Raw genomic sequence first — 18,954 nt, 5'->3', positions numbered from 1 at the left:
CAATTGACGCGCGCTTCACAACCAGGCAAAGCTGTCGCGAAAACAAGCCGCAACGAGCATCGGCCTCGCATATGAGCGACAGTAACAACATCGACTATCACGGCCCCGTCATCGTTTTCGACGCCATGTGCGTCCTATGTTCCGCCAATGCGCAGTTCGTGCTGCGCCACGACCATATCGGGCGCTTTCGCCTCGCCTCCATGCAGGACGAAACGGGCGCTCGGCTCTATCGGCGCTGCGGTATCGATCCCGCCAATCCGGATAGTCTGATCATCGTGGATGGCGCGGAAGTGCTGCGTGACAGCGACGCGGTGCTTGCCATCTATGCCGGCCTCGGCTGGCCTTGGAAAGCGCTGGCGCTTCTGACGCTTGTACCGAGAATGGTACGCAATCCCGTCTACCATTGGCTGGCCCGCAATCGATACCGCTTCTTCGGCAAGCGCGAGACATGCTGGCTACCGACACCGGAGCAGGCGCGCCGCATCCTTTGACGAAAGTCCTCGTTCTCGTCGGATATCGCGGCTTGTTCGACGTCTCGATCGCCTTGCCTCACATTGGCTTGGTCGTCCGTAACCGGGGCCTGCCACGGCAATCTCGTGATCCCGATGGCGGATGCTGCAGGCTGCGAACGCCGGAAGGGAGCTATCCTCTTTCCAACTCTTCCTCTGCCTTCAGGGCAAAAGCCGCTACCGTTTTGTTGCGCCCGCTCAACTTCGCCCGGAGCAAGGCCCCATCCGCGCGATTGATCAACGTCGTCGTCGGCCCCGAGATCGGGGCCGAGGCTACGCCGACGGAAATGGAAAGCGGTCCCACGATGCGGCCGCGATAGGAGAAGGGCGTGGTGAAGACTATCGTGCGGAGTTTCTCGGCAATTTCGAAGCCCATCCCATCGGCAATGTCGGTTGCGATCACCGTCAGCTCCTCCCCTCCGAACCGGTAGACGGTGCCAACATCGCCCACCGTGTCCGAAACGATCTGTGCGACATGGCGCAACACCTCGTCCCCCGCATCATGACCGAACTCGTCGTTGAAACGCTTGAAGTGATCGATGTCGATCATCATGCAGACGACCGTGCGGGCAGACTGATCCCGGTGGAGATTGTTCAGCGCCTCGTCCAGTGAGCGCCGATTGAACAGGCCCGTCAGCGCATCCCGCACGGCGAGGTGGACGAGCTTGTCCCGCAATTGCAGATTCGCGATGGCCAGGCCGATATTTTCGGCGATCAGCTCGAGATAGAGCTGCGGTGCGTCCACGGCGGTCGCATCCTTCGTACGGTCTTCGAAATAGAGCAGGCCGATCGCCTCGCCAAGCGCGGTCAAGGGAACGCAAAGCCCCGGAACGGCGGTTTCATCCAGATGCTGGCACGCAATATCATTATCCGCAACATGGCTCACATGCAGCCGTCCGCGGCGCAAGCCCCAGCAGGCCGATGCCGGAAAGGACGGCTGCGTGTTCGCGGGCTCGAGCCATCGGCTGACCTCGGTTAGCGCCGACCGGCTCTCATTCATCGTATAGAGACAGCCGGCAATTCCCGGGAAGATCTGCGGCACGAAAAGCGCCACGACTTCGGCCAGCTCTTTTTGGGCATAGCAAGCCTGGAGGCGATGCATCATCTGCAGGATAAGATCCTTGGTCTGCAGATCCTGCTTGCGCTCGGCATCCAGCCGATTACGCTCCAATCCGTTCTCCCGGAAGACCTGGATCGCGTCGTTCATCTCGCCGATCTCGTCGCGTCGGCTGTCGTTGGGCACCTCGACGGCATAGTCCTGCTTTGCGAGCCGATTGACGATTCCCGTCATGCGAACCAGCGGCAAGGCAACCCTGCGCCGAAGAATGAAATAAAGCACGGCAAGAAATATCACCGCGGTCAGAGCGAGCATGACCTTGGCGACATCGCCCCAAAGATCGCTCCGCGCCTGTGCGCTGCGGACCGCGGCCTGGGTGCGCGCCGCGGCCAAAGAGCGAAATTGGGTCACGTCATTGAGAAGAGCGGTCTGGATGCGCTCGTGTTCCGGGCCGAACAGGGTGTCGCGCGCACCCGTCTGATTGCCGTTGCGATAGGCCGCGACCGCCGCTTCCTCCACTTTGTCCAGTGCTTCCGCATCGGTGGCGGCCTGCTCGACGAGCTGAAGTTCACCATCAGGAATGCCGAGGCCGCGCAGGGCATTGATCGCGGTATCGCGGCGGCGCTCTTCACCTTCGTCGATGGTGAAGGCATCGAGATGCCGCGCCTCGCCGCGCATGACATAGAGACGGGCTTCATCCGTCGTCTCCTCCGCACCAAGCGCAAGCTCCTCGGCCATGCTATTGAGCAAAAGGTGCTGCTCCACCGCCCGTCTTTCCTGGATAGCGCTTTGAGCGGACAGAATGAAAGCCGTAGCAGACAGCACGGTCAGGACCATGGTGATACCGTAGGCCCAATTCGTAATTGTCGTAATTCTCATCTGCCGACTTCCTCTTCGCCTGGCTCATGCATGCCCAGAATGCCTGCTTTGCCGATCACCCCAGTTATGGCATCCGTTCATCAGGATAAAGCGCGAATACGCCGAGGGGAAAGCCGCGAGGCTATCGGGCGTGAATCTCCCTGTGCTGATCTGATGCCGGCGCTGCATGCTGACATGGGAACACCCTTCGTGACGCCCGTCAGCGTGATCCGAAAGGGCGAGGCATCCCGATCGCTTTTCATTGACGAGAATCCCGAGCCTGCCTGAAAGGCAGGCACCGGGACTCCCGGCTGTCGTCAGGGGTGCGTACGACAGCGCGGTCAACAAACCGATTTTCAGATTGGCAATCCATAAGTGGACGGCAAGTTGGCAAACACAGGCTTAAGTTCCACAATGGATTGCTTCATTTCGAAACATCAGGCGCAGAATCCTGCAGTTCATCCTCGCTTCGATGGAATCTGCCGGTTGCGGTCATTGCCGGCACTCCCGATACCGCAGGTTGCGAACCAGCTTCCAACTTGAGAAATCGCCCGGCAACTTTCCTGAATAGCTCCTCGGCCATGCTCGCCTCGCATGGGGGCATCATCGAGTTGCTGGAAAGCGACGAGGACGGCACCACTTTCCAGATTACGCAGCCGCCCACTAGGTGACATGCGGGCCAGCGTCGACAGCAAAGGGCGGTCGGTGGCATGAGCCATCGATCGCCCATCTGTTCAAGCGTGACGCTCAGGCTGCTTGCTGTTCCGAAAGACCTTGGAGTGCCATCGCGCGCGCCGTCACGAAATCGACTTTGCCCGAGCCGAGGACCGGCACCTTGCCGACGCCCACTTCCGCGGGGACCATCATTTCCGTGGCGCCTTTCGATTTGGCGAAGGCGAGGAAATCGCTTCGCGTGGCGTTCGGGGCATCGGTGAGGAGAATGAGACGCTCACCCTTCTTCGCGTCAGGCACCGCCGAGACGACGCTCAGCGCACCCGGCCAAAGCTGCGCGGCAAGCGCCTCCACAGCTGCGAGCGACACCATCTCGCCGCCGATCTTGGCAAAGCGCTTGGCGCGGCCGCGGATCTTGACGAAACCGTCCTCGTCGATGGTAACGATGTCGCCGGTATCGTGCCAGCCTTCCGGCAGCGGTTCGAGGACGCCGGGATTGTCGGCGCGCAGGTAGCCGGCCATGACGTTGGCGCCGCGGATGAGAAGCCGACCACCCTCCTCGATGCCGGGAACCGGCTCGAGCTTCCACTCCATGCCCGGCATGATCTTGCCGACCGTTCCAGAGCGGTTGTACATCGGCGTATTCAGCGAGATCACCGGGGCTGCCTCGGTCACACCGTAGCCTTCCAGAATGCGCAGGCCGAATTTTTCCATATAGACCTCGCGGGTCGATGCCTTCACTGGTTCGGCGCCCGAGAAGATGTAGCGGATCGATCTCAGGTCGTAGGGATGGGCACTGCGCGCATAGCCGTTCAGGAACGTGTCCGTGCCGAAGACGATGGTGGCGTTCGAGACGTAGATCAGCTCCGGCACGATGCGATAGTGCAGCGGCGACGGATAGAGGAAGATCGGCACGCCCGAAACCAGCGGCAGGATCGTGCCCGCGGTCAGACCGAAGGAGTGGAACATCGGCAGGATGTTGAACACCTTGTCGCCGTGGTGGAAATCGATACGCGAGGCCGCCTGAGCCGCGTTCGAGAGGATATTGCGGTGGCTCAGCACCACGCCCTTCGGCGCGCCTTCGGAGCCGGAGGTGAAGAGGATGACAGCCGGATCATCGGCATTGCGCTTCACCAGCGGCCGATATTTGCGAAGCAACCCGACGATCTTATTCAGGAAAGTGACTTGCGTGCGCAGCTCATCCAGCCAGACGAAGGTCACCTGCTTTTCGAGCTCCTCGACCACCGGGCCGAGCTTGGCCTGCGTGATGAAGGCGCGCGAGGACAGGACGTGCTTGACTTCAGCGGTCCGGCAGGCCGACAGGATATTGGCAGCGCCAGCCGTGAAATTCAGCATGGCAGGGACTTTGCCCGCCGACATGACACCGAGGACGGTCGCGGCTGTGCCGTTTGCGTTCGGCAGCATGACGCCGAGCGTCTTCTCTTTGGGGAACATCTTCTTGAACTTCGCACCGAGCACCGCAGCGCCGGTCAGAAGTTTGGCATAGGACAGCTTTCCGGCAATCGGATCCTCGACGGCGAGTTTCTTGCCGCCGTGTTCATGGGCGGTCTCGATGACACGGCCGAGGACCGTGTTGTCGGTGTCGGCGGTGCGGAACATCAGCGTCGACATGATCTGGTAGAGGGCGGCACCGGCCGCAATGCGCCGCTTGCGGCCCTTCAGTTCCGCCGGAACGTCCAGCTTCACCGGCTCAAGGATCGTCACCTTGACCTTGGGAAAGAGACGGCGGCGGACATGGCTCGACGTCAGGTAGGAGGCGTAGCTCTTTTCCAGACCATCGATACGAACGGGCACGATCATTGTGCCGGTCTTGTCGGCAACCATGGCGGCGCCGTCATAGACCTTCATCAGCGTGCCCGTCACGGTCAGACGACCCTCGGGAAAGATGCCGACCGGGCTGCCGTCCTGGATCACCTTGATCAGAGAGCGCGTCGCCATCGGCTTCGTCGGGTCGAGCGGCAGGAACTTGCACTTCTTCAGGAGCGGCCGCACCCACCATTTCTTGGCGAAGGCATAGTCGATGGCAAAGACGGGCTCTTCCTCGGTGATGGCAAGTGCAAGCGCACCGTCGAGCAGGCTGACATGGTTGAGCGCGATGATCGGCGCCGGGCCGGCCTTGCGGATGTTTTCCAGACCCTCGACTTCCAGCCGCATGAAAGCGCGGAAGATGATCGAGATGAGGTCGCGGAAGGCATTGGTCGGCAACATTTCCAGCATGACCCAGGCGATCGCGATGTTGAGCACGGAGATGCTGAGAATGATGACCGGAATCGAGAGGCCAACGGCCTGCAGCACGGCCACAAGCGCCAAGCCCACTGCAATAAAGAGAGCCGACAGGACGTTGGCTGCGCCGATGACGCGGGCGCGACGATCCTCGTTCGCCCAGCTCTGCATGGCTGCAAAGGTCGGAACGGCGAGGAAGGCGCCGCCGATCGCCATGCCGGCAAGATCGATGGCGACGCGGATAGTTTTCGGCCCGGCGAAGAAGGCGAGAATGGTTTGCGCGTGATCGGTCGACTGCAGGCCCCACAGGTTCCAGGCGAGATCGACGCCGAAGAGCGCGACGATCAGCATGCCGACAGGCGCGGGCAGAAGCACGATGCGGCCGGCAGCCATCCATCCGGCAATGGCCGAGCCGATGGCAACGGAGATCGCAAAGATCGCCAGATAGGCCGGAACGACGATTTCCGAACCACCGAGAATATCGGTGACCATCACAGGCAGCATCGACATGGTGAAGGCACCAACGAACCAGAACCAGCAGTTCATCAACGAGGCACGCCAGATGCGGCTATCGGCGCGAAGTTCGTTGACCAGCCTGTAGCTGGAACGCACGACATTGGTGTCGACGGCAAGATCAGGCGCCTTGGAACCGGTGGACGGGATCATGCGGGCGGCAAACCAGCAGAGGATGGAAAGTCCCATCATCATCGGGCCGAAGATCCAGACATTCTCACCTTGCCGGAAGGCGACCGCGGCAACCATGGTGCCGGTCAAGATGGCGATGAAGGTGCCGCCTTCGATCCAGGCATTGGCCTTCGGGAGGTCCCGGTTCGCCAGATGATCCGGCAGGATGCCGTATTTGATCGGCCCGAAGAGGGAGGAGATGACGCCGAAGCCGAAAAGGGCAAGCATCAGGATCCAGATGGCGGAGAAGGCGATGCCGACGACGGAGATCGCCGCCACGCCAAGCTCGCAGCGCTTCAGAAGCTCCGCCATCTTGGCCTTGTCGTATTTGTCGGCAAGCTCGCCGGCTATCGCCGACAAGAACAGGAACGGCACGATGAAGATGCCGCCGGCGAGCGTCACCAGCGACGCGCCCTCGGTCGCCATCTGCGCGAGAATGACGAAAACCAGTGTTTGCTTGAGGAAATTATCGTTGAAGGCGGTGAGGAACTGCGTCCAGAATAGCGGCGCGAACTTCCTCGATCTCATCAGGTGCTTTTGCATGGCATATCCCTCGTTTAGCCAACAAGACGCCACACAGTTGTTACGCAAAGGTTGAGCGCAAATACAACCCTGCGGCGTCGTTAATAAAGTTTAGTCCTGACCGTCCCGATTGAACTTAACCAAAAGCTTTTCCGTGCGGGCATCCTCTACCTTGCGGATCAGCTTGTCAGCCTCTGTGTTGTCGCGAACCGTCTTGGTGACGTTGACCGTCGTCTGCACCAGCATCAGGATGCCCATGGCGAGATAGCCTTTGCCCCAGAGGTCGATCGGCATCATGTAGAGACCGACGAATAGCATGAAGGCAGCGGCAGCAAAGGAGATGTAGGAGAAGCTGACCCAAGCCTGGGAATGTTTCTGGAAGCTGTCGTTCATGATCGTACCCTCTCTCATATGTTTGGTGTGTTCGGTTTCAGGCTGCTGAATTCATGCGGTCGCGAAGTCGGGCAAGCACGTCGTCGGCCGAAGGCCCGAGCGGTGCGCCGAAACCGGCATTGGCGAGCTTTTCGACGATGGTCGCCTGCCGGCTCGCAGCGTCCATTTCCTTCATGACGGAGGCGGCGACCTCGCAGCGGTTCTGATAGGCCTGAAGACGAGCAAGCGTTTCCTCGGCATCGTCCAGGGTTGCGAGCCCGGAATTGTCATCGCAGGCAACGCTAAGCTTCTGAGTCTGCGCCGTGGCGCGCGCCAAACGTTCGCCGCGCTGCAATTCCTGCAGCCGCGCTTCCGATGCGCGAACCGTTGCCTTCAGCTTGCCGATCGTCTGGGTGAATTGCGCCTGCGCCTTTTCGGAAGCATCACGCTCGGCTTCGAGCTGGGCGATTGCCTCGGCCCCTTCCCTGGCAAGTTCGTCGCTGCCCTTCTGAAGAGCGGCGACAGCGCGGGTTTCGAGATCGGCGATGCGGTCAATAATCGCTGAGTAACGGCTCTTTTCCTGCTCATTCTGCGCAACGGCAATTGCCACCGCCCGCCGTGCCGACTGAATGGCGGCGGCCGCGTCGCGGATCTGCTGCGCGAGCAGAGGCACGGCATTGCGATCGATGAATGCCTGCTCCGCATCGTAAGCTCTACCGCGGATGAGCGTCAGAATTGAATTGAACATTTGTCGTCTCCCGTTTATGAACGATGTTCATGAACAGATGTATGCCAGAATCATGAACGACGTTCAAGAAAAATTTTGAACAACGTTCAGAAAATCGGATTGGAATTGATAATGGCGAGAAAAACCCAGGAAAAGCGCGAGGATCTGAAGCAGCGGCTGATCGAGGCGGCGCGCAATCGCATCGCGGCCGACGGGCTTTCCAACCTGCGGGCGCGCGATGTCACCCAGGATGTCGGCTGCGCTCTCGGCGGCCTCTATACGGTCTTTGCCGATCTCGACGATCTGGTTATCCACGTCAATTCGGCGACTCTGAAGGGGCTCGAAGCCTCTCTGGCGCTGGCGGAGGTCAAAGATCACACGCCGACCGACCGGCTGCGCAACCTCGCGCGCGGCTATCTGCGGTTTGCCGTCGCGCACCGCAATCTATGGAAGGCGCTCTTCGACCATCGACCACCGGACAACCGCCCGAGCCCGGAATGGCATCTGGAGGAGCACATGTTCCTGATGGGCGTCATTGCCGAACCACTCGCCGAACTACAGCCGACCATGTCGGAGACGGCGCGCGCCATCCGCGCCAGGACCCTGTTCGGCGCGGTTCATGGGGTCGTCAGCATCAGCCTTGAGGGACGGTTCGTCGGCCTGCCGATCGAAAGCCTGGAACAGGAACTCGACGACTTCATCCTGACCGTGGCAGCCGGAGCTGCGGCGCGACAGGTCTAAGTAAGCTCTGCGGCTCAGGGATTCGACGGCGCGTAGTCCCTGATATCGCCGAAAGCATAGCCGCGCTCACGAAGCTTGCGGATGAGCGACTTCAGGTTTTCCTGGCCGTTGAACTGGTCCTGAAACATTTCGTCGTGCATCAGCAGGATCATCTTGCCGCGTTGCGTGAAGCGTCCGTACTGAAAGAGGTGGCCGATCTCGTTGACCAGACGGTCCACCGATTGAACCGGCTTGCCGTCGTCGCTGTGGACCCATTCGAAATCCCAGCCGTAGAGATAGAAGCCCGCTTCGGCGACGAACTCATAGTCCAGCCACTCGCGCTCCCATTGGGCGACATTGATGGAGAGATCCTCTCTCGACACGGTCGGCAGCCGAAAGACGTCCCTGCCCGGCAACCGCGCATGGACGACCGGCTTCAGGCCAAGAACGTCGTTGGCATGGAGCATGTCCGCAACGACGGCCTGGGTATTGGAGTAATATTTCCTGTAGCGATTGTTGGCGTGGCTGTAGCTATGGTTGCCGACCGTCACCAGCGACATCGCCTTGGCTTGCGCCAACAAATCTCGCCCGGCTGGAATGGTCTCGACATGCTGGCCAACCATAAACATGGCGGCGGGCACATTTTCCTGGCTCAGTACCGAGAGAATGTTCTTCGTTCCGGGCAGCGGCCCGTCGTCAAATGTCAGAAAGATCGTCTGGTCCGCAGCCTGGGCACCGACCGCGCATGCCATGAGAAAAATGCCGGCAAGCATCCACCTGAACAACGCACTTACCGGATCACGCACTTCGCCCAAGCCGTCGCCCCCCGCATCATCTTTGCAGACTGGCATATCGCGCTGGACAAGAAAAGTGCAACGAATGCGACAAAAGCAAAGGGCGCTCTACCCATTTCTGGGGAGCGCCCTTGCTTTTTTGACCCGGACAGCGAACACCGGCTCGACACAGAAATGTCAGCACGGCAGGCCATCGATACAGGTGATGGCCGTGAGATAATCGCGAATCGCACCCTTTGCAAGGGTAAACTTCGAAAAAGTTCGGAATTCCGCCGCTTGGGATCCCAAGTGGCGGAATTCGCACATATGCACCCAGCCTGAGCTTCCGTCAGGCGGCCTTCAAGGCGGCGTCGCGCGGAATCTCGACGTCGATCTCCAGCATGGAGACATCCTTGTCGCGATCCATCTTCACCTGCACCTTGTCGCGGTCGACCTGGACGTGCTTGGCGATGACGGCGAGGATTTCCTCTCTCAGCACGGATACGAGATCCGAACCCACAGAGGCACGCTCATGGGCAAGGAGGATCTGCAGACGCTCGCGCGCCATCGGTGCAGATCTCTGCTTGCGAAACAGTTTGAAAATGCTCATGCGGCCCTCCTTGCGAAGAACTTGCCGAAGATACCCCGCTTTTCGCCGGGGATGGTGACCGGCAGCTGCTCGCCGGCAAGACGGCGTGCGGCTTCGAAATAGGCAAGCGCTGGCGCGCAGCGCGCGTCGGCGAGCGTCACGGGCGAGCCGAGGTTGGAGGCGCGCAGAACGTCCGTGCTTTCAGGAATGATGCCGAGCAACGGAATGGAGAGAATTTCCAGCACATCGTCGACCTTCAGCATGTCGCCGCGCTCGGCGCGACCGGCATCGAAGCGGGTCAGCAGCAGATGCTTTTCCATGCGCTCGCCGCGCTCGGCCTTCAGCGTCTTGGAGTCCAGCAGGCCGATGATGCGATCGGAATCGCGTACCGAGGAGACTTCCGGATTGGTGACGACGACGGCGACGTCGGCATGACGCATGGCAAGCGTTGCACCGCGCTCGATACCGGCCGGGCTGTCGCAGATGACCCAGTCGAAATAGTTCTTGAGCTCGTTGATGACGCGTTCGACGCCCTCGGGGGTAAGATTGTCCTTGTCGCGGGTCTGCGAAGCCGGCAGCAGGAAGAGCGTCTCCAGCCGCTTGTCGCGGATCAGCGCCTGCGGCAGCTTGGCATCGCCATGAATGACGTTGACCAGATCGTAGACGACGCGCCGTTCCGCACCCATGACCAGATCGAGATTTCGCAGCCCAACGTCGAAATCGACCACGACGACCTTATCGCCCCTCTGTGCCAGAGCCGCCCCCAATGCGGCAGTCGAAGTGGTCTTTCCAACTCCGCCCTTGCCCGATGTGACGACGATTACCTTGCCCATCTCGCTCTCCTGTTTTCGCCGGCTTCGGCTCAGATTAGTTTTTCAGCCATGATCGTTTCACCATCCAGCCAGAGCTGAACAGGCTGCCCTCTGAGGCTGGGTGATACGTCTTCCGCCATTTTGTAAATTCCATCGATCGCCAAAAGCTCGGCCTCGAGCTTGCGGCAAAAGATTCGCGCCGAGGCATTGCCGATCGAGCCCGCCATGGCGCGGCCGCGCAGAGCGCCATAGATGTGGATGGATCCGCCCGCGATGACTTCCGCACCGGATGCCACCGAACCGATGATCGTGACATCGCCTTCCGGAAAGATCACCGACTGGCCCGAACGTACCGGCTCGCGGATGATCAGCGACTGCGTGACCGGCCGGATTTCCGGCGGCGGTGCCTTGGGTTCGCTGTTGCGGCGCTCCACCACCGGCTCTGCTTCCGAGACTTCAAAATCGGCGGCCGGACGCCCGCCCTTCAGTATCGGCGGCATGCCAGGCCCGGCGATCGACGGACGACCGCCCTCGATACCCATGATGCTGACATTGCGCGCCGAAAGCTCTGATATCAGCTCCTTGAGCTGCGCCTTGTCGATCGGCAGATCGGTGATGTCGAGTACGACCGGCCGCCCAAGAAAGAAGCCGGCCGAACGAGCTGCGAGGTCGTCAAGCCTGATCAACCACTGGTCCAGCGGAAGGTCCGGCGAAAGCATGACCGCCAGAAAGGAGCGGCCCTTGATACGGATCGAGCGAGCGTCTGTTAGCACTTTGGTCATCTATGTAAATAAATCGTTGACCTTGTGTACCGCTGATATGGTTAACAAGTGGTTAACGCGACGCTCCATTCGAGCCCGAACCGCCCCACAAAACGGCAATGCTCGCAAGCGCGGAAGGCTCGTTGGAGCTGGGGTCATAGACGCATGGAGCGGCGAAAATCGCAGCTCCCGCAAGGAGAAGAATAATCGGTCTCATGAGATCCTCCAGGCGCAAAGCAGGCGCTGCCTTACTGATTATTCGATGCGGAAAAATTAACGATTCGGCGCGCCGCCCCTTCCGGAACGGCGCGCAATATCAGCGTACAAGCGATTCTCAGGCGAGCTTCAGCTCGACATCGATGTTGCCGCGAGTGGCCTTCGAATAAGGGCAGGTCTGATGCGCTTCTTCAACGAGCGCCCGCGCCAGCTCCGGCTCGATGCCGGGCATGCTGATGGTCAGACGCGCCTGCAGGAAATAGGCGCCTTCCGTGGTGCCGAGATCCACCTCGGCATCGACGGCGAGATCGGCCGGTAGCTTGATCTTGCGCTTACCCGCAGCAAGGCCCATTGCGCCGATGAAGCAGGCCGACCAGCCGGCTGCGAAAAGCTGCTCGGGATTGGTGCCGGCATGGGCGCTGCCGGGAGGCGAAAGCTTGACCTCCAGCTGGCCGTCATCGCTGCGCGCGGAGCCGTCGCGGCCGCCGATGGTATGCGTTCTTGCCGTGTAGAGAACCTTGTCGATCTTGGTCATGGAACACTCCTTTGTTGCGTCGCCCGGTCTGTTGTGTCGTCTGGGGCGACGTCCGTTGACGGAGTTGTTTTTGACGGATCGACGTATCCGGCATGTTTCCGGAATCGCCGGAAGTGTTACAAAACGTAGGCCGTTACAGGCCGGATACAATCGCTTACAAAGAGCCTGAAAATCGTAAATTAGGCGGAAAACGGTAACGGCGAAATCGGAGACACGCTTGGGGCAAAACGAGACCAAACAACATTTCGGGACACGCGATCTCGACGGGGACGCGGAGAAGATTCGGATGGAAACATATCGAGTTGTTTCCAAAGAGGATGCCAAGCGGGTATCCAGGGACCGACTCCTGCTTTGGCTGGCATTAGCCGCGATAATCTCGCTACTAGCCTGGCTGTTTGGATGGATTTAGCCGCTGTCCGGACGAACAGAAGCCACTTCCAAAAAATCCTCTCCGCGAGCGATCAGGAAATGACGACTTCGGCCGCGAGACCGCCGCCTTCACGGTTGTAGAGCCTGACCGAGCCGCCAAGCGTCCGGGCCAGTTGCTGGGCGATCGCAAGGCCGAGCCCGGTGCCGCCCGTGTTGCGGTTGCGCGATTGTTCCAGCCGGAAGAAGGGCTGCATAGCCGCTTCTATCTGGTCCTGCGGAATGCCCGGACCGCGGTCCAGCACCGTTATGACAATCTCGCCCTTGTCCCTGCGTTCCACGGCAATCTCCGCGGCGCCTGCGAACTTTATGGCATTATCGATGAAATTGGTAAGGATGCGACGCAGGGCATGTGGTTTCGTCGTCATCGTCCCGTGAATGAGGCCGAGAATCTCGACGGATTTGCCGGTGTCCTGATAGTCGTAGCAGATGCTTTCGACGAAGGAGGCAAGATCGATGCGGGAGCTCTTCTCGCCGTTGCCATGGGCGCTGCGCGCATAGGCTATACCATCCTGCACGAGGCGCTCGATCTCGCCGAGATCCTGCAGCAGCTTGGCTTTTTCAGGCGAATCATCGGCAATATCGGCGCGCAGGCGCATGCGCGTGATCGGCGTCTGCAGATCGTGCGAGATCGCCGCGAGAATCTGCACGCGCTCCTCAAGGTAATGCGCGATACGGTCGCGCATCGCGTTGAAGGCTTTGGCGGCGTGAGCCACCTCGCTCGGTCCGCCATCGCTTAAATCCGGTCCCTTCTTGTCAGGATCGAGCGCATCGGCCGCTGCTGCAAGCGCGGCGAGCGGACGGATCGCCAGACGGACGGCGAACCAGGTACAAAGGACGATCACCAGCATCTGCACCACGAAGACGTAAGGCAGCCAGCTGGCGATGGGCATGATGCCCTTCGGCACGATGTCGATGGTCAACGGGCTGCCGTCGCTCAGGTTCAGATGCGCCTGCAGACGCATGATCGGACCGGGTATCGATTCGACATGGATGGGAAAGCGATGGCCCACCGCATCCTCTATCTTGGCGGCGATCTCCGCGCTGCGGGCAGAGCTATCGGGCACGCCCGGCAGCCCCGTCCCCAGCTCGAAATTATAGTTGCCGCGGCTCAGCCAATCGACAAAATTCGCCCTTTCTCCCGCCGGCAGGCGGTCGAGCACGGCGATCGAGGTCGCGACATCGCTCTCCAGAGTACCGAGCATGACGGCCTTCGCCGACATATAACGCTCCAGGTACAAAACGCTGAAGGAGAGCCCATAGGCGATCGCAAGTCCGAGCAGCAGGATGAGGAAGATGCGCGAGCGCAAGGTGCCGGGCCATGACAGCCTTCGAGGTTGCAAGGTCGCCGTGCTCATGGACGCAGCTCCGCGATCTCCACCGGAACCGAGAAGACATAACCTTCGCTGCGCACCGTCTTGATATAGGTCGGCTCGCGCGCATCGTCGCCCAAGCGCTGACGCAAGCGGCTGACAAGCAGGTCGATCGAGCGATCGAAGAGATCGGCATCGCGGCCCTGCGTCAGGTTCAGCAGCTGATCGCGATTGAGCACCCGCTGCGGGTGGTCGATGAAAACGCGCAGCAGACGGTATTCGGCTCCGCTCAGCGTAATTTCAGTTCCATCCTTGTCGAGCAGATGGCGGCCGACCGTGTCGAGCCGCCAATCCCCGAAGACAAGCAATTGACCGGCTTCGCTGATCTGCAGATTGGGCGGCAGCATGCGCGTGCGCCGAAGGACGGCTTTGATGCGGGCGAGAAGTTCGCGGGCGGCGAACGGCTTGGCCAGATAATCGTCGGCCCCCATCTCCAGGCCGAGGATCCGGTCCATTTCGTCGCTGCGCGCCGTCAGCATCAGGATGGGCGTCGCCTTGTGCTTTCCGGCGCGAAGCTCGCGGCAAAGCACAAGGCCGTCGTCGCCCGGCATCATCACGTCGAGCACGATCAGATCGACCGAATTGGCCTCGAGAAAACTGCGCATCTGCCGGCCGTCGGCAGCCACCGTCGCCCGCAGGCCGTTCTTCTTCAGATAGCTCGACACCAGCTCGCGGATTTCCCGATCGTCATCCACGATCAGGATATGGTCGACATGGTCCATTTCGATTTCCCACTCATCATCGTAAGCATCAAGCTACGAACATTCATCCCTTTGGCGTGCCAACGGCGGAGGGCGCCAGCTTACGCCAGCGCCTCCCGCACACTATCGCCGAACTATGAACGATCAACATCTATCACAGCCTGTGCAAAGGCTTGCGGCGCTTCCTGGGGAAGATTGTGCCCGATGCCGCCGGTGATGGTGCGATGCTCATATTTGCCGGAGAACTTGCCACGATAGGCTGAGGGCTCGGGGTGAGGCGCCCCGTTGGCGTCGCCTTCCATGGTGATCGTCGGGATCGAAATCACCGGGCCTGCGGCCAGCTTCTTCTCATAGGCATCGAACTTCTCCTCGCCTTCGACGAGACCAAGGCGCCAACGGTAATTGTGAATGACGATATCGACATGGTCGGGATTGTCGAAGGCAGCGGCCGAGCGATCGTAGGTGGCGTCGTCGAAGGCCCATTGCGGCGAGGCGGTATGCCAGATCAGCTTAGCGAAATCGTGCCGGTTTTCCTGATAGCCGAGGCGGCCGCGCTCGGTAGCGAAATAGAACTGATACCACCAGGCAAGCTCAGCCTTCGGCGGCAGCGGTTTGCGGTTGATTTCCTGGCTGCCGATGAGATAGCCGCTGACCGAGACCAGCGCCTTGCAACGCTCGGGCCAGAGTGCCGCCATGATGTCGGCGGTACGGCCGCCCCAGTCGTAACCGGCAACGACGACCTTTTCGATCTTCAGCGCATCGAGAAGCGCGATCATGTCGGCGGCAAGTGCTGCCTGCTGACCGTTGCGCGGGGTTTCCTTCGAAAGAAAATGGGTGGTCCCATAGCCGCGGAGATAGGGAATGATGACACGGTAGCCGGCACCGGCCAAAAGCGGCGCGACATCGACGAAGCTGTAGATATCGTAGGGCCAGCCATGCAGCAGCAATACGACCGGTCCATCGGCCGGACCGGCTTCGGCATAACCGACATTGAGCACGCCCGCATCGATCTGCTTCAGCGCTTCGAAGGAGGTGTGGCTGCCGGCCTTGACGGCGGGCAAGGTCGAAGCGGAAGACTTCGCTTCCTCGGCGCCGGCGATGGCGGGCAGACCAAATTCGGCGGCGGCGACGGCGATTGCGGCAATACCGAAAAAGCGGCGGCGGTTGTGGTTGATTTCCTCGGACATCTGTCTCTCCTGTGGATTGGATCGTGAGCTTGAGAAAGCCAGCCGCATGTATCGCCGATGTGTCGCTGGCGACGGCCTTTTGAATGCCTTTGTAGTTTCGGGCCGCCAAGATACAGTCTGATACAATCCGTCGCTCCTGGCGGCAGTGCCTCGGCAAGCGGCCCGGCTCGTTGCAAAATCAAGCCGGCAACACCCAGTTTGTATCGCAATGTATCGAAGCCGAAGAGATCGACGTTTCGGTACATTCTCCCGTCCAATCAGACACATTCGAGATACGTCGCCGACGGCAGATAGCGTCACTGCTGGGGACGGCACATTGCCGCCGCCAGCCGGTCAATCGCTTCTAAAGGAACAAGACGATGACGCTTCTCATCATTGCCTATCTCGGCGGTGCGCTGACGATCCTAAGTCCATGCATCCTGCCCATCCTCCCCTTCGTCTTCGCCCGCGCCGGACAGCCCTTCGTTCGGAGCACCTTGCCCATGCTTGCGGGCATGGCGCTCACCTTTGCATTCGTCGCAACCCTTGCTGCGGTCGGCGGCGCCTGGGCCATCCGCGCCAATGAATATGGTCGCCTTGCAGCAATCGTCCTGCTCGGACTCTTCGGCCTGAGCCTGATTTCGCCACGTATAGCAAGCACCCTGTCGCGGCCGGTTGTCGATCTCGGCAACAATCTCCTGAATGCCGCCGGCGCTCAGCGCACAACTGCGAGCGTCAGAAGCTCCTTCGTGCTCGGCATTGCAACCGGCCTGCTCTGGGCGCCCTGCGCCGGCCCGATCCTCGGGCTCGTGCTCACTGGCGCCGCCTTGAAGGGCGCCAATCTGCAGACGACATTCCTGCTGCTGGCCTATGGCGCCGGTGCCGCGACCTCGCTTGCCGTTGCCCTCTTTGCCGGTGGCAAGATCTTTGCGGGCATGAAGCGATCTCTCGGCGTCAGCGAACGCATCCGCCAGTTCGCCGGAGCCGCCGTTCTGGCCGGCGTTGCAGCCATCGCGCTTGGCCTCGATACCGGCCTGCTCGCCCGCCTCTCCTACGCAAGCACCGGCTCCTTCGAGCAGGCCTTGCTGGAGAAGCTGCACACCAAGGCTTCAGGCCCTGACCCCGAAGTCGCCAGCAACGGCGCCATGAAGGTTGCCACCGACGCGACGCGGCCGTTCCATAGCGACCTCCCCATCGAAGGCCCCGCCCCTTCGCTCGACGGTGCCGTGACCTGGCTGAACTCTCCGCCGCTAACGTCAGCCGAGCTTCGCGGCAAGGTCGTGCTCGTCGATTTCTGGACCTATTCCTGCATCAATTGCATCCGCACCATCCCCTATGTTCGTGCCTGGGCGGAAAAGTATAAGGATCAGGGCCTCGTCGTAATCGGCGTCCATGCTCCCGAATTCGCCTTCGAAAAGAATGTCGACAACGTCAAGAAGGCAATCGCTGACTTCAAGATCGGCTATCCGGTCGCAATCGACAACGACTATCGCATCTGGCGCGCCTTCGAGAACAACTACTGGCCTGCCCATTACCTGATCGATGCCAAGGGACAGGTCCGCTACCAGCACTTCGGCGAAGGCAATTATCGCCAGACCGAACAGGCGATCCAGGATCTCTTACGCGAAGCGGGCAGCGACATGGCCCAAAGCGGCGCCGTCGTTCCGGATGCAAAGGGCGCGGAAGCGAGCCCCGATCTCGGTCATATCCGCTCCGGCGAGACCTATGTCGGCTACAAACAAGCGACCGGCTTCGTCTCCCCGGAAGGAGTTAAGGCGGATACCGCCGCCGACTATTCGGTCGCCAATCCCGGCCTCAACCAATGGGGTTTGGCAGGCAGCTGGACCGTCGGTGCGGAGCAGGCATCGCTGAACAAGGCAGGCGGCGGCATCAGCTATCGCTTCAGCGCCCGCGACCTGCACCTCGTCCTCGGTCCCTCGGCCGACGGGAAGCCGATCCGCTTCCAGGTGACCGTGGATGGGAAAGCGCCTGACGCCGACCACGGCTCCGATACCGACGCCGCCGGAAATGGGACTGTCACTGCGACCAAGCTCTACCAACTCGTCCGCCAGTCCGGCGATGTCACCGCGCGCAACTTCGAGATCCGCTTCCTCGACCCCGGGGTTCAGGCCTACGCCTTCACCTTCGGCTGAAATTCCCTCTTCACCTCAAGCATGAACCTCAACTGACAGGAGTCATACCATGAATACCCGTTTTCTCTCCATCGCCGCCCTTGGCCTTGCCGCAAGCACTTTTGCCTTTGCGGCACAGGCAGCCGAGATCAAGAACATCGTTATCGTCCACGGCGCTCTTGCCGACGGCTCGGGATGGCGCAAGACGGCCGATATCCTTGACAAGGATGGCTTCAAGGTCACGGTCGTCCAGGAGCCGATCACCTCACTTGCCGACGATGTCGCCGCCACCAATCGCGTGCTCGACCTTCAGAACGGCCCGAGCCTGCTCGTCGGCCACAGCTATGGCGGCATGGTCATTACCGAAGCGGGCAATCGCCCGGATGTCGCCGGTCTCGTTTATGTCGCCGCATTCCAGCCGGACAAGGGCGAAAGCCTGATCGGGCTTGCAAGCTCCAAGCCCGTAGGCAGCATGAATATCCGCGAAACGAAGGACGGACAGTATCTCTACATCGATCCGGCGACCTTCGCAGCGGACTTTGCCGCGGACTTGCCGAAGGACGAGGCCGATTTCCTGGGGAAATCGCAGGTTTTCGCTTCCAAGGCAGCCTTTACGGCCAAGGTTGGCGATCCCGCCTGGAAGGCGAAGAAGAGCTGGGCGGTCGTCGCCAGTGACGATCGCGCTATCAATCCCGACCTCGAACGCGACATGGCCAAGCGCGCCGGCAGTGAAGTGACCGAAATCAAGGCAAGCCATGCCGTCTTCGCATCGCAGCCGGAAAAGGTTGCGGCCGTCATCGAAAAGGCAGCCAAGGACGCTGGCAAGTAGCAACAAACCTGCGGCGGCCTCCTGAACGAGGCTGCCGCCGATTTCTGTGCTTTACACAGGATCGTAACGGCTGACTTCGATGCCGGAGCCGACCGGCAATAAAACGGAGGTGATCCCCGGCTTGGCGCGAACGGCCTCGCCATAGCGTTTCACATCTTCGTTTGCAGGCATGAAGATGTTGTCGGCAACGATGAGCGCGCCGGGATTGAGCTTTGGGTAGAAGGCTTCAAGGCAGGGAATGTAGAGATCCTTCCACATATCGACGAGAACGAATGT

At 60.7% G+C, this 18,954-nt stretch carries 17 protein-coding genes and 1 pseudogene; 5 read left to right on the top strand and 13 right to left on the bottom strand.

Translation table 11 applies throughout. From position 1 onward, the window contains the following. Positions 1-71 precede the first annotated feature (71 nt). A complete protein-coding gene (locus RHSP_RS24520; protein WP_004124774.1) occupies positions 72-491 on the top strand; it encodes a thiol-disulfide oxidoreductase DCC family protein in 420 nt (139 codons plus the stop codon). Between the two features lie 151 nt (positions 492-642). On the opposite strand, the gene RHSP_RS24515 is transcribed toward RHSP_RS24520, so the two are convergent. From RHSP_RS24515 to RHSP_RS24500, 4 genes are all read right to left on the bottom strand, one after another. Continuing rightward, complete coding sequence (locus tag RHSP_RS24515) at positions 643-2,445, bottom strand: diguanylate cyclase (protein WP_004124771.1); 1,803 nt, start codon at positions 2,443-2,445, stop codon at positions 643-645. 726 nt (positions 2,446-3,171) lie between these two features. Beyond that, positions 3,172-6,567: an acyl-[ACP]--phospholipid O-acyltransferase gene (locus RHSP_RS24510; protein ID WP_004124768.1), complete on the bottom strand. Its 3,396-nt coding sequence runs from the start codon at positions 6,565-6,567 to the stop codon at positions 3,172-3,174. Between the two features lie 90 nt (positions 6,568-6,657). Further along, the gene (locus RHSP_RS24505; protein ID WP_004124763.1) at positions 6,658-6,939 is read right to left on the bottom strand and encodes a YiaA/YiaB family inner membrane protein; all 282 of its coding nucleotides are present in this window, start codon (positions 6,937-6,939) and stop codon (positions 6,658-6,660) included. Positions 6,940-6,976: 37 nt separating this feature from the next. Next, the gene (locus RHSP_RS24500) at positions 6,977-7,666 is read right to left on the bottom strand and encodes a PspA/IM30 family protein (protein WP_004124761.1); all 690 of its coding nucleotides are present in this window, start codon (positions 7,664-7,666) and stop codon (positions 6,977-6,979) included. A 111-nt stretch (positions 7,667-7,777) separates the two neighbouring features. On the opposite strand from RHSP_RS24500, the gene RHSP_RS24495 reads away from it, so the two are divergent. Further along, on the top strand, positions 7,778-8,386 hold the full coding sequence (locus tag RHSP_RS24495) for a TetR/AcrR family transcriptional regulator (protein ID WP_004124759.1): 609 nt from the start codon (positions 7,778-7,780) through the stop codon (positions 8,384-8,386). 14 nt (positions 8,387-8,400) lie between these two features. Here RHSP_RS24495 and RHSP_RS24490 read toward each other — a convergent pair whose 3' ends face one another. After that, positions 8,401-9,033 carry a polysaccharide deacetylase family protein gene (locus RHSP_RS24490; RefSeq protein ID WP_240535511.1) on the bottom strand — a complete coding sequence of 211 codons (633 nt, stop codon included), beginning with the start codon at positions 9,031-9,033 and terminating at the stop codon, positions 8,401-8,403. Between RHSP_RS24490 and RHSP_RS35705 the strand changes: the two genes are divergently transcribed. Then, positions 8,974-9,480, top strand: a complete 507-nt coding sequence (locus tag RHSP_RS35705) for a hypothetical protein (RefSeq protein WP_240535514.1) — start codon at positions 8,974-8,976, stop codon at positions 9,478-9,480. The genes RHSP_RS24490 and RHSP_RS35705 overlap by 60 nt on opposite strands. Before the next feature lie 7 nt (positions 9,481-9,487). Here RHSP_RS35705 and minE read toward each other — a convergent pair whose 3' ends face one another. The 7 genes from minE to RHSP_RS24450 all read right to left on the bottom strand — a co-directional run bounded on the left by minE (position 9,488) and on the right by RHSP_RS24450 (position 15,738). Next, the gene (gene minE, locus RHSP_RS24485) at positions 9,488-9,748 is read right to left on the bottom strand and encodes a cell division topological specificity factor MinE (protein ID WP_004124753.1); all 261 of its coding nucleotides are present in this window, start codon (positions 9,746-9,748) and stop codon (positions 9,488-9,490) included. Then, a complete protein-coding gene (minD, locus tag RHSP_RS24480) occupies positions 9,745-10,560 on the bottom strand; it encodes a septum site-determining protein MinD (protein ID WP_004124750.1) in 816 nt (271 codons plus the stop codon). Before minD ends, minE begins: the two co-directional genes overlap by 4 nt. Before the next feature lie 29 nt (positions 10,561-10,589). After that, positions 10,590-11,321, bottom strand: coding sequence for a septum site-determining protein MinC (gene minC, locus RHSP_RS24475; RefSeq protein WP_004124747.1), 732 nt, complete (start codon positions 11,319-11,321; stop codon positions 10,590-10,592). Between the two features lie 313 nt (positions 11,322-11,634). Next, on the bottom strand, positions 11,635-12,051 hold the full coding sequence (locus RHSP_RS24470; protein ID WP_004124744.1) for an organic hydroperoxide resistance protein: 417 nt from the start codon (positions 12,049-12,051) through the stop codon (positions 11,635-11,637). Positions 12,052-12,512: 461 nt separating this feature from the next. Continuing rightward, positions 12,513-13,835 carry a sensor histidine kinase gene (locus RHSP_RS24460; RefSeq protein WP_004124741.1) on the bottom strand — a complete coding sequence of 441 codons (1,323 nt, stop codon included), beginning with the start codon at positions 13,833-13,835 and terminating at the stop codon, positions 12,513-12,515. Continuing rightward, entirely contained in the window at positions 13,832-14,572 is a 741-nt protein-coding gene (locus RHSP_RS24455) for a response regulator (protein ID WP_004124738.1), read from the bottom strand. Before RHSP_RS24455 ends, RHSP_RS24460 begins: the two co-directional genes overlap by 4 nt. A gap of 113 nt (positions 14,573-14,685) precedes the next feature. Then, positions 14,686-15,738, bottom strand: a complete 1,053-nt coding sequence (locus RHSP_RS24450) for an alpha/beta fold hydrolase (RefSeq protein ID WP_037154256.1) — start codon at positions 15,736-15,738, stop codon at positions 14,686-14,688. A gap of 359 nt (positions 15,739-16,097) precedes the next feature. Between RHSP_RS24450 and RHSP_RS24445 the strand changes: the two genes are divergently transcribed. Both RHSP_RS24445 and RHSP_RS24440 read left to right on the top strand, forming a co-directional pair. After that, positions 16,098-17,870, top strand: a complete 1,773-nt coding sequence (locus RHSP_RS24445) for a cytochrome c biogenesis protein DipZ (protein WP_004124733.1) — start codon at positions 16,098-16,100, stop codon at positions 17,868-17,870. Positions 17,871-17,919: 49 nt separating this feature from the next. After that, positions 17,920-18,678, top strand: coding sequence for an alpha/beta fold hydrolase (locus RHSP_RS24440; protein WP_004124732.1), 759 nt, complete (start codon positions 17,920-17,922; stop codon positions 18,676-18,678). Positions 18,679-18,729: 51 nt separating this feature from the next. On the opposite strand, the pseudogene RHSP_RS24435 reads toward RHSP_RS24440, so the two are convergent. Beyond that, a pseudogene (locus tag RHSP_RS24435) lies at positions 18,730-18,951 on the bottom strand (O-methyltransferase); the annotation flags it as partial. Positions 18,952-18,954 lie beyond the last annotated feature (3 nt).

It is taken from the genome of Rhizobium freirei PRF 81, assembly GCF_000359745.1.
Taxonomy (GTDB): Bacteria; Pseudomonadota; Alphaproteobacteria; order Rhizobiales; family Rhizobiaceae; genus Rhizobium; species Rhizobium freirei.
The sequence above is the reverse complement of the archived record's forward strand: the minus strand, read 5'-3'. Positions and strand labels throughout refer to the sequence as shown.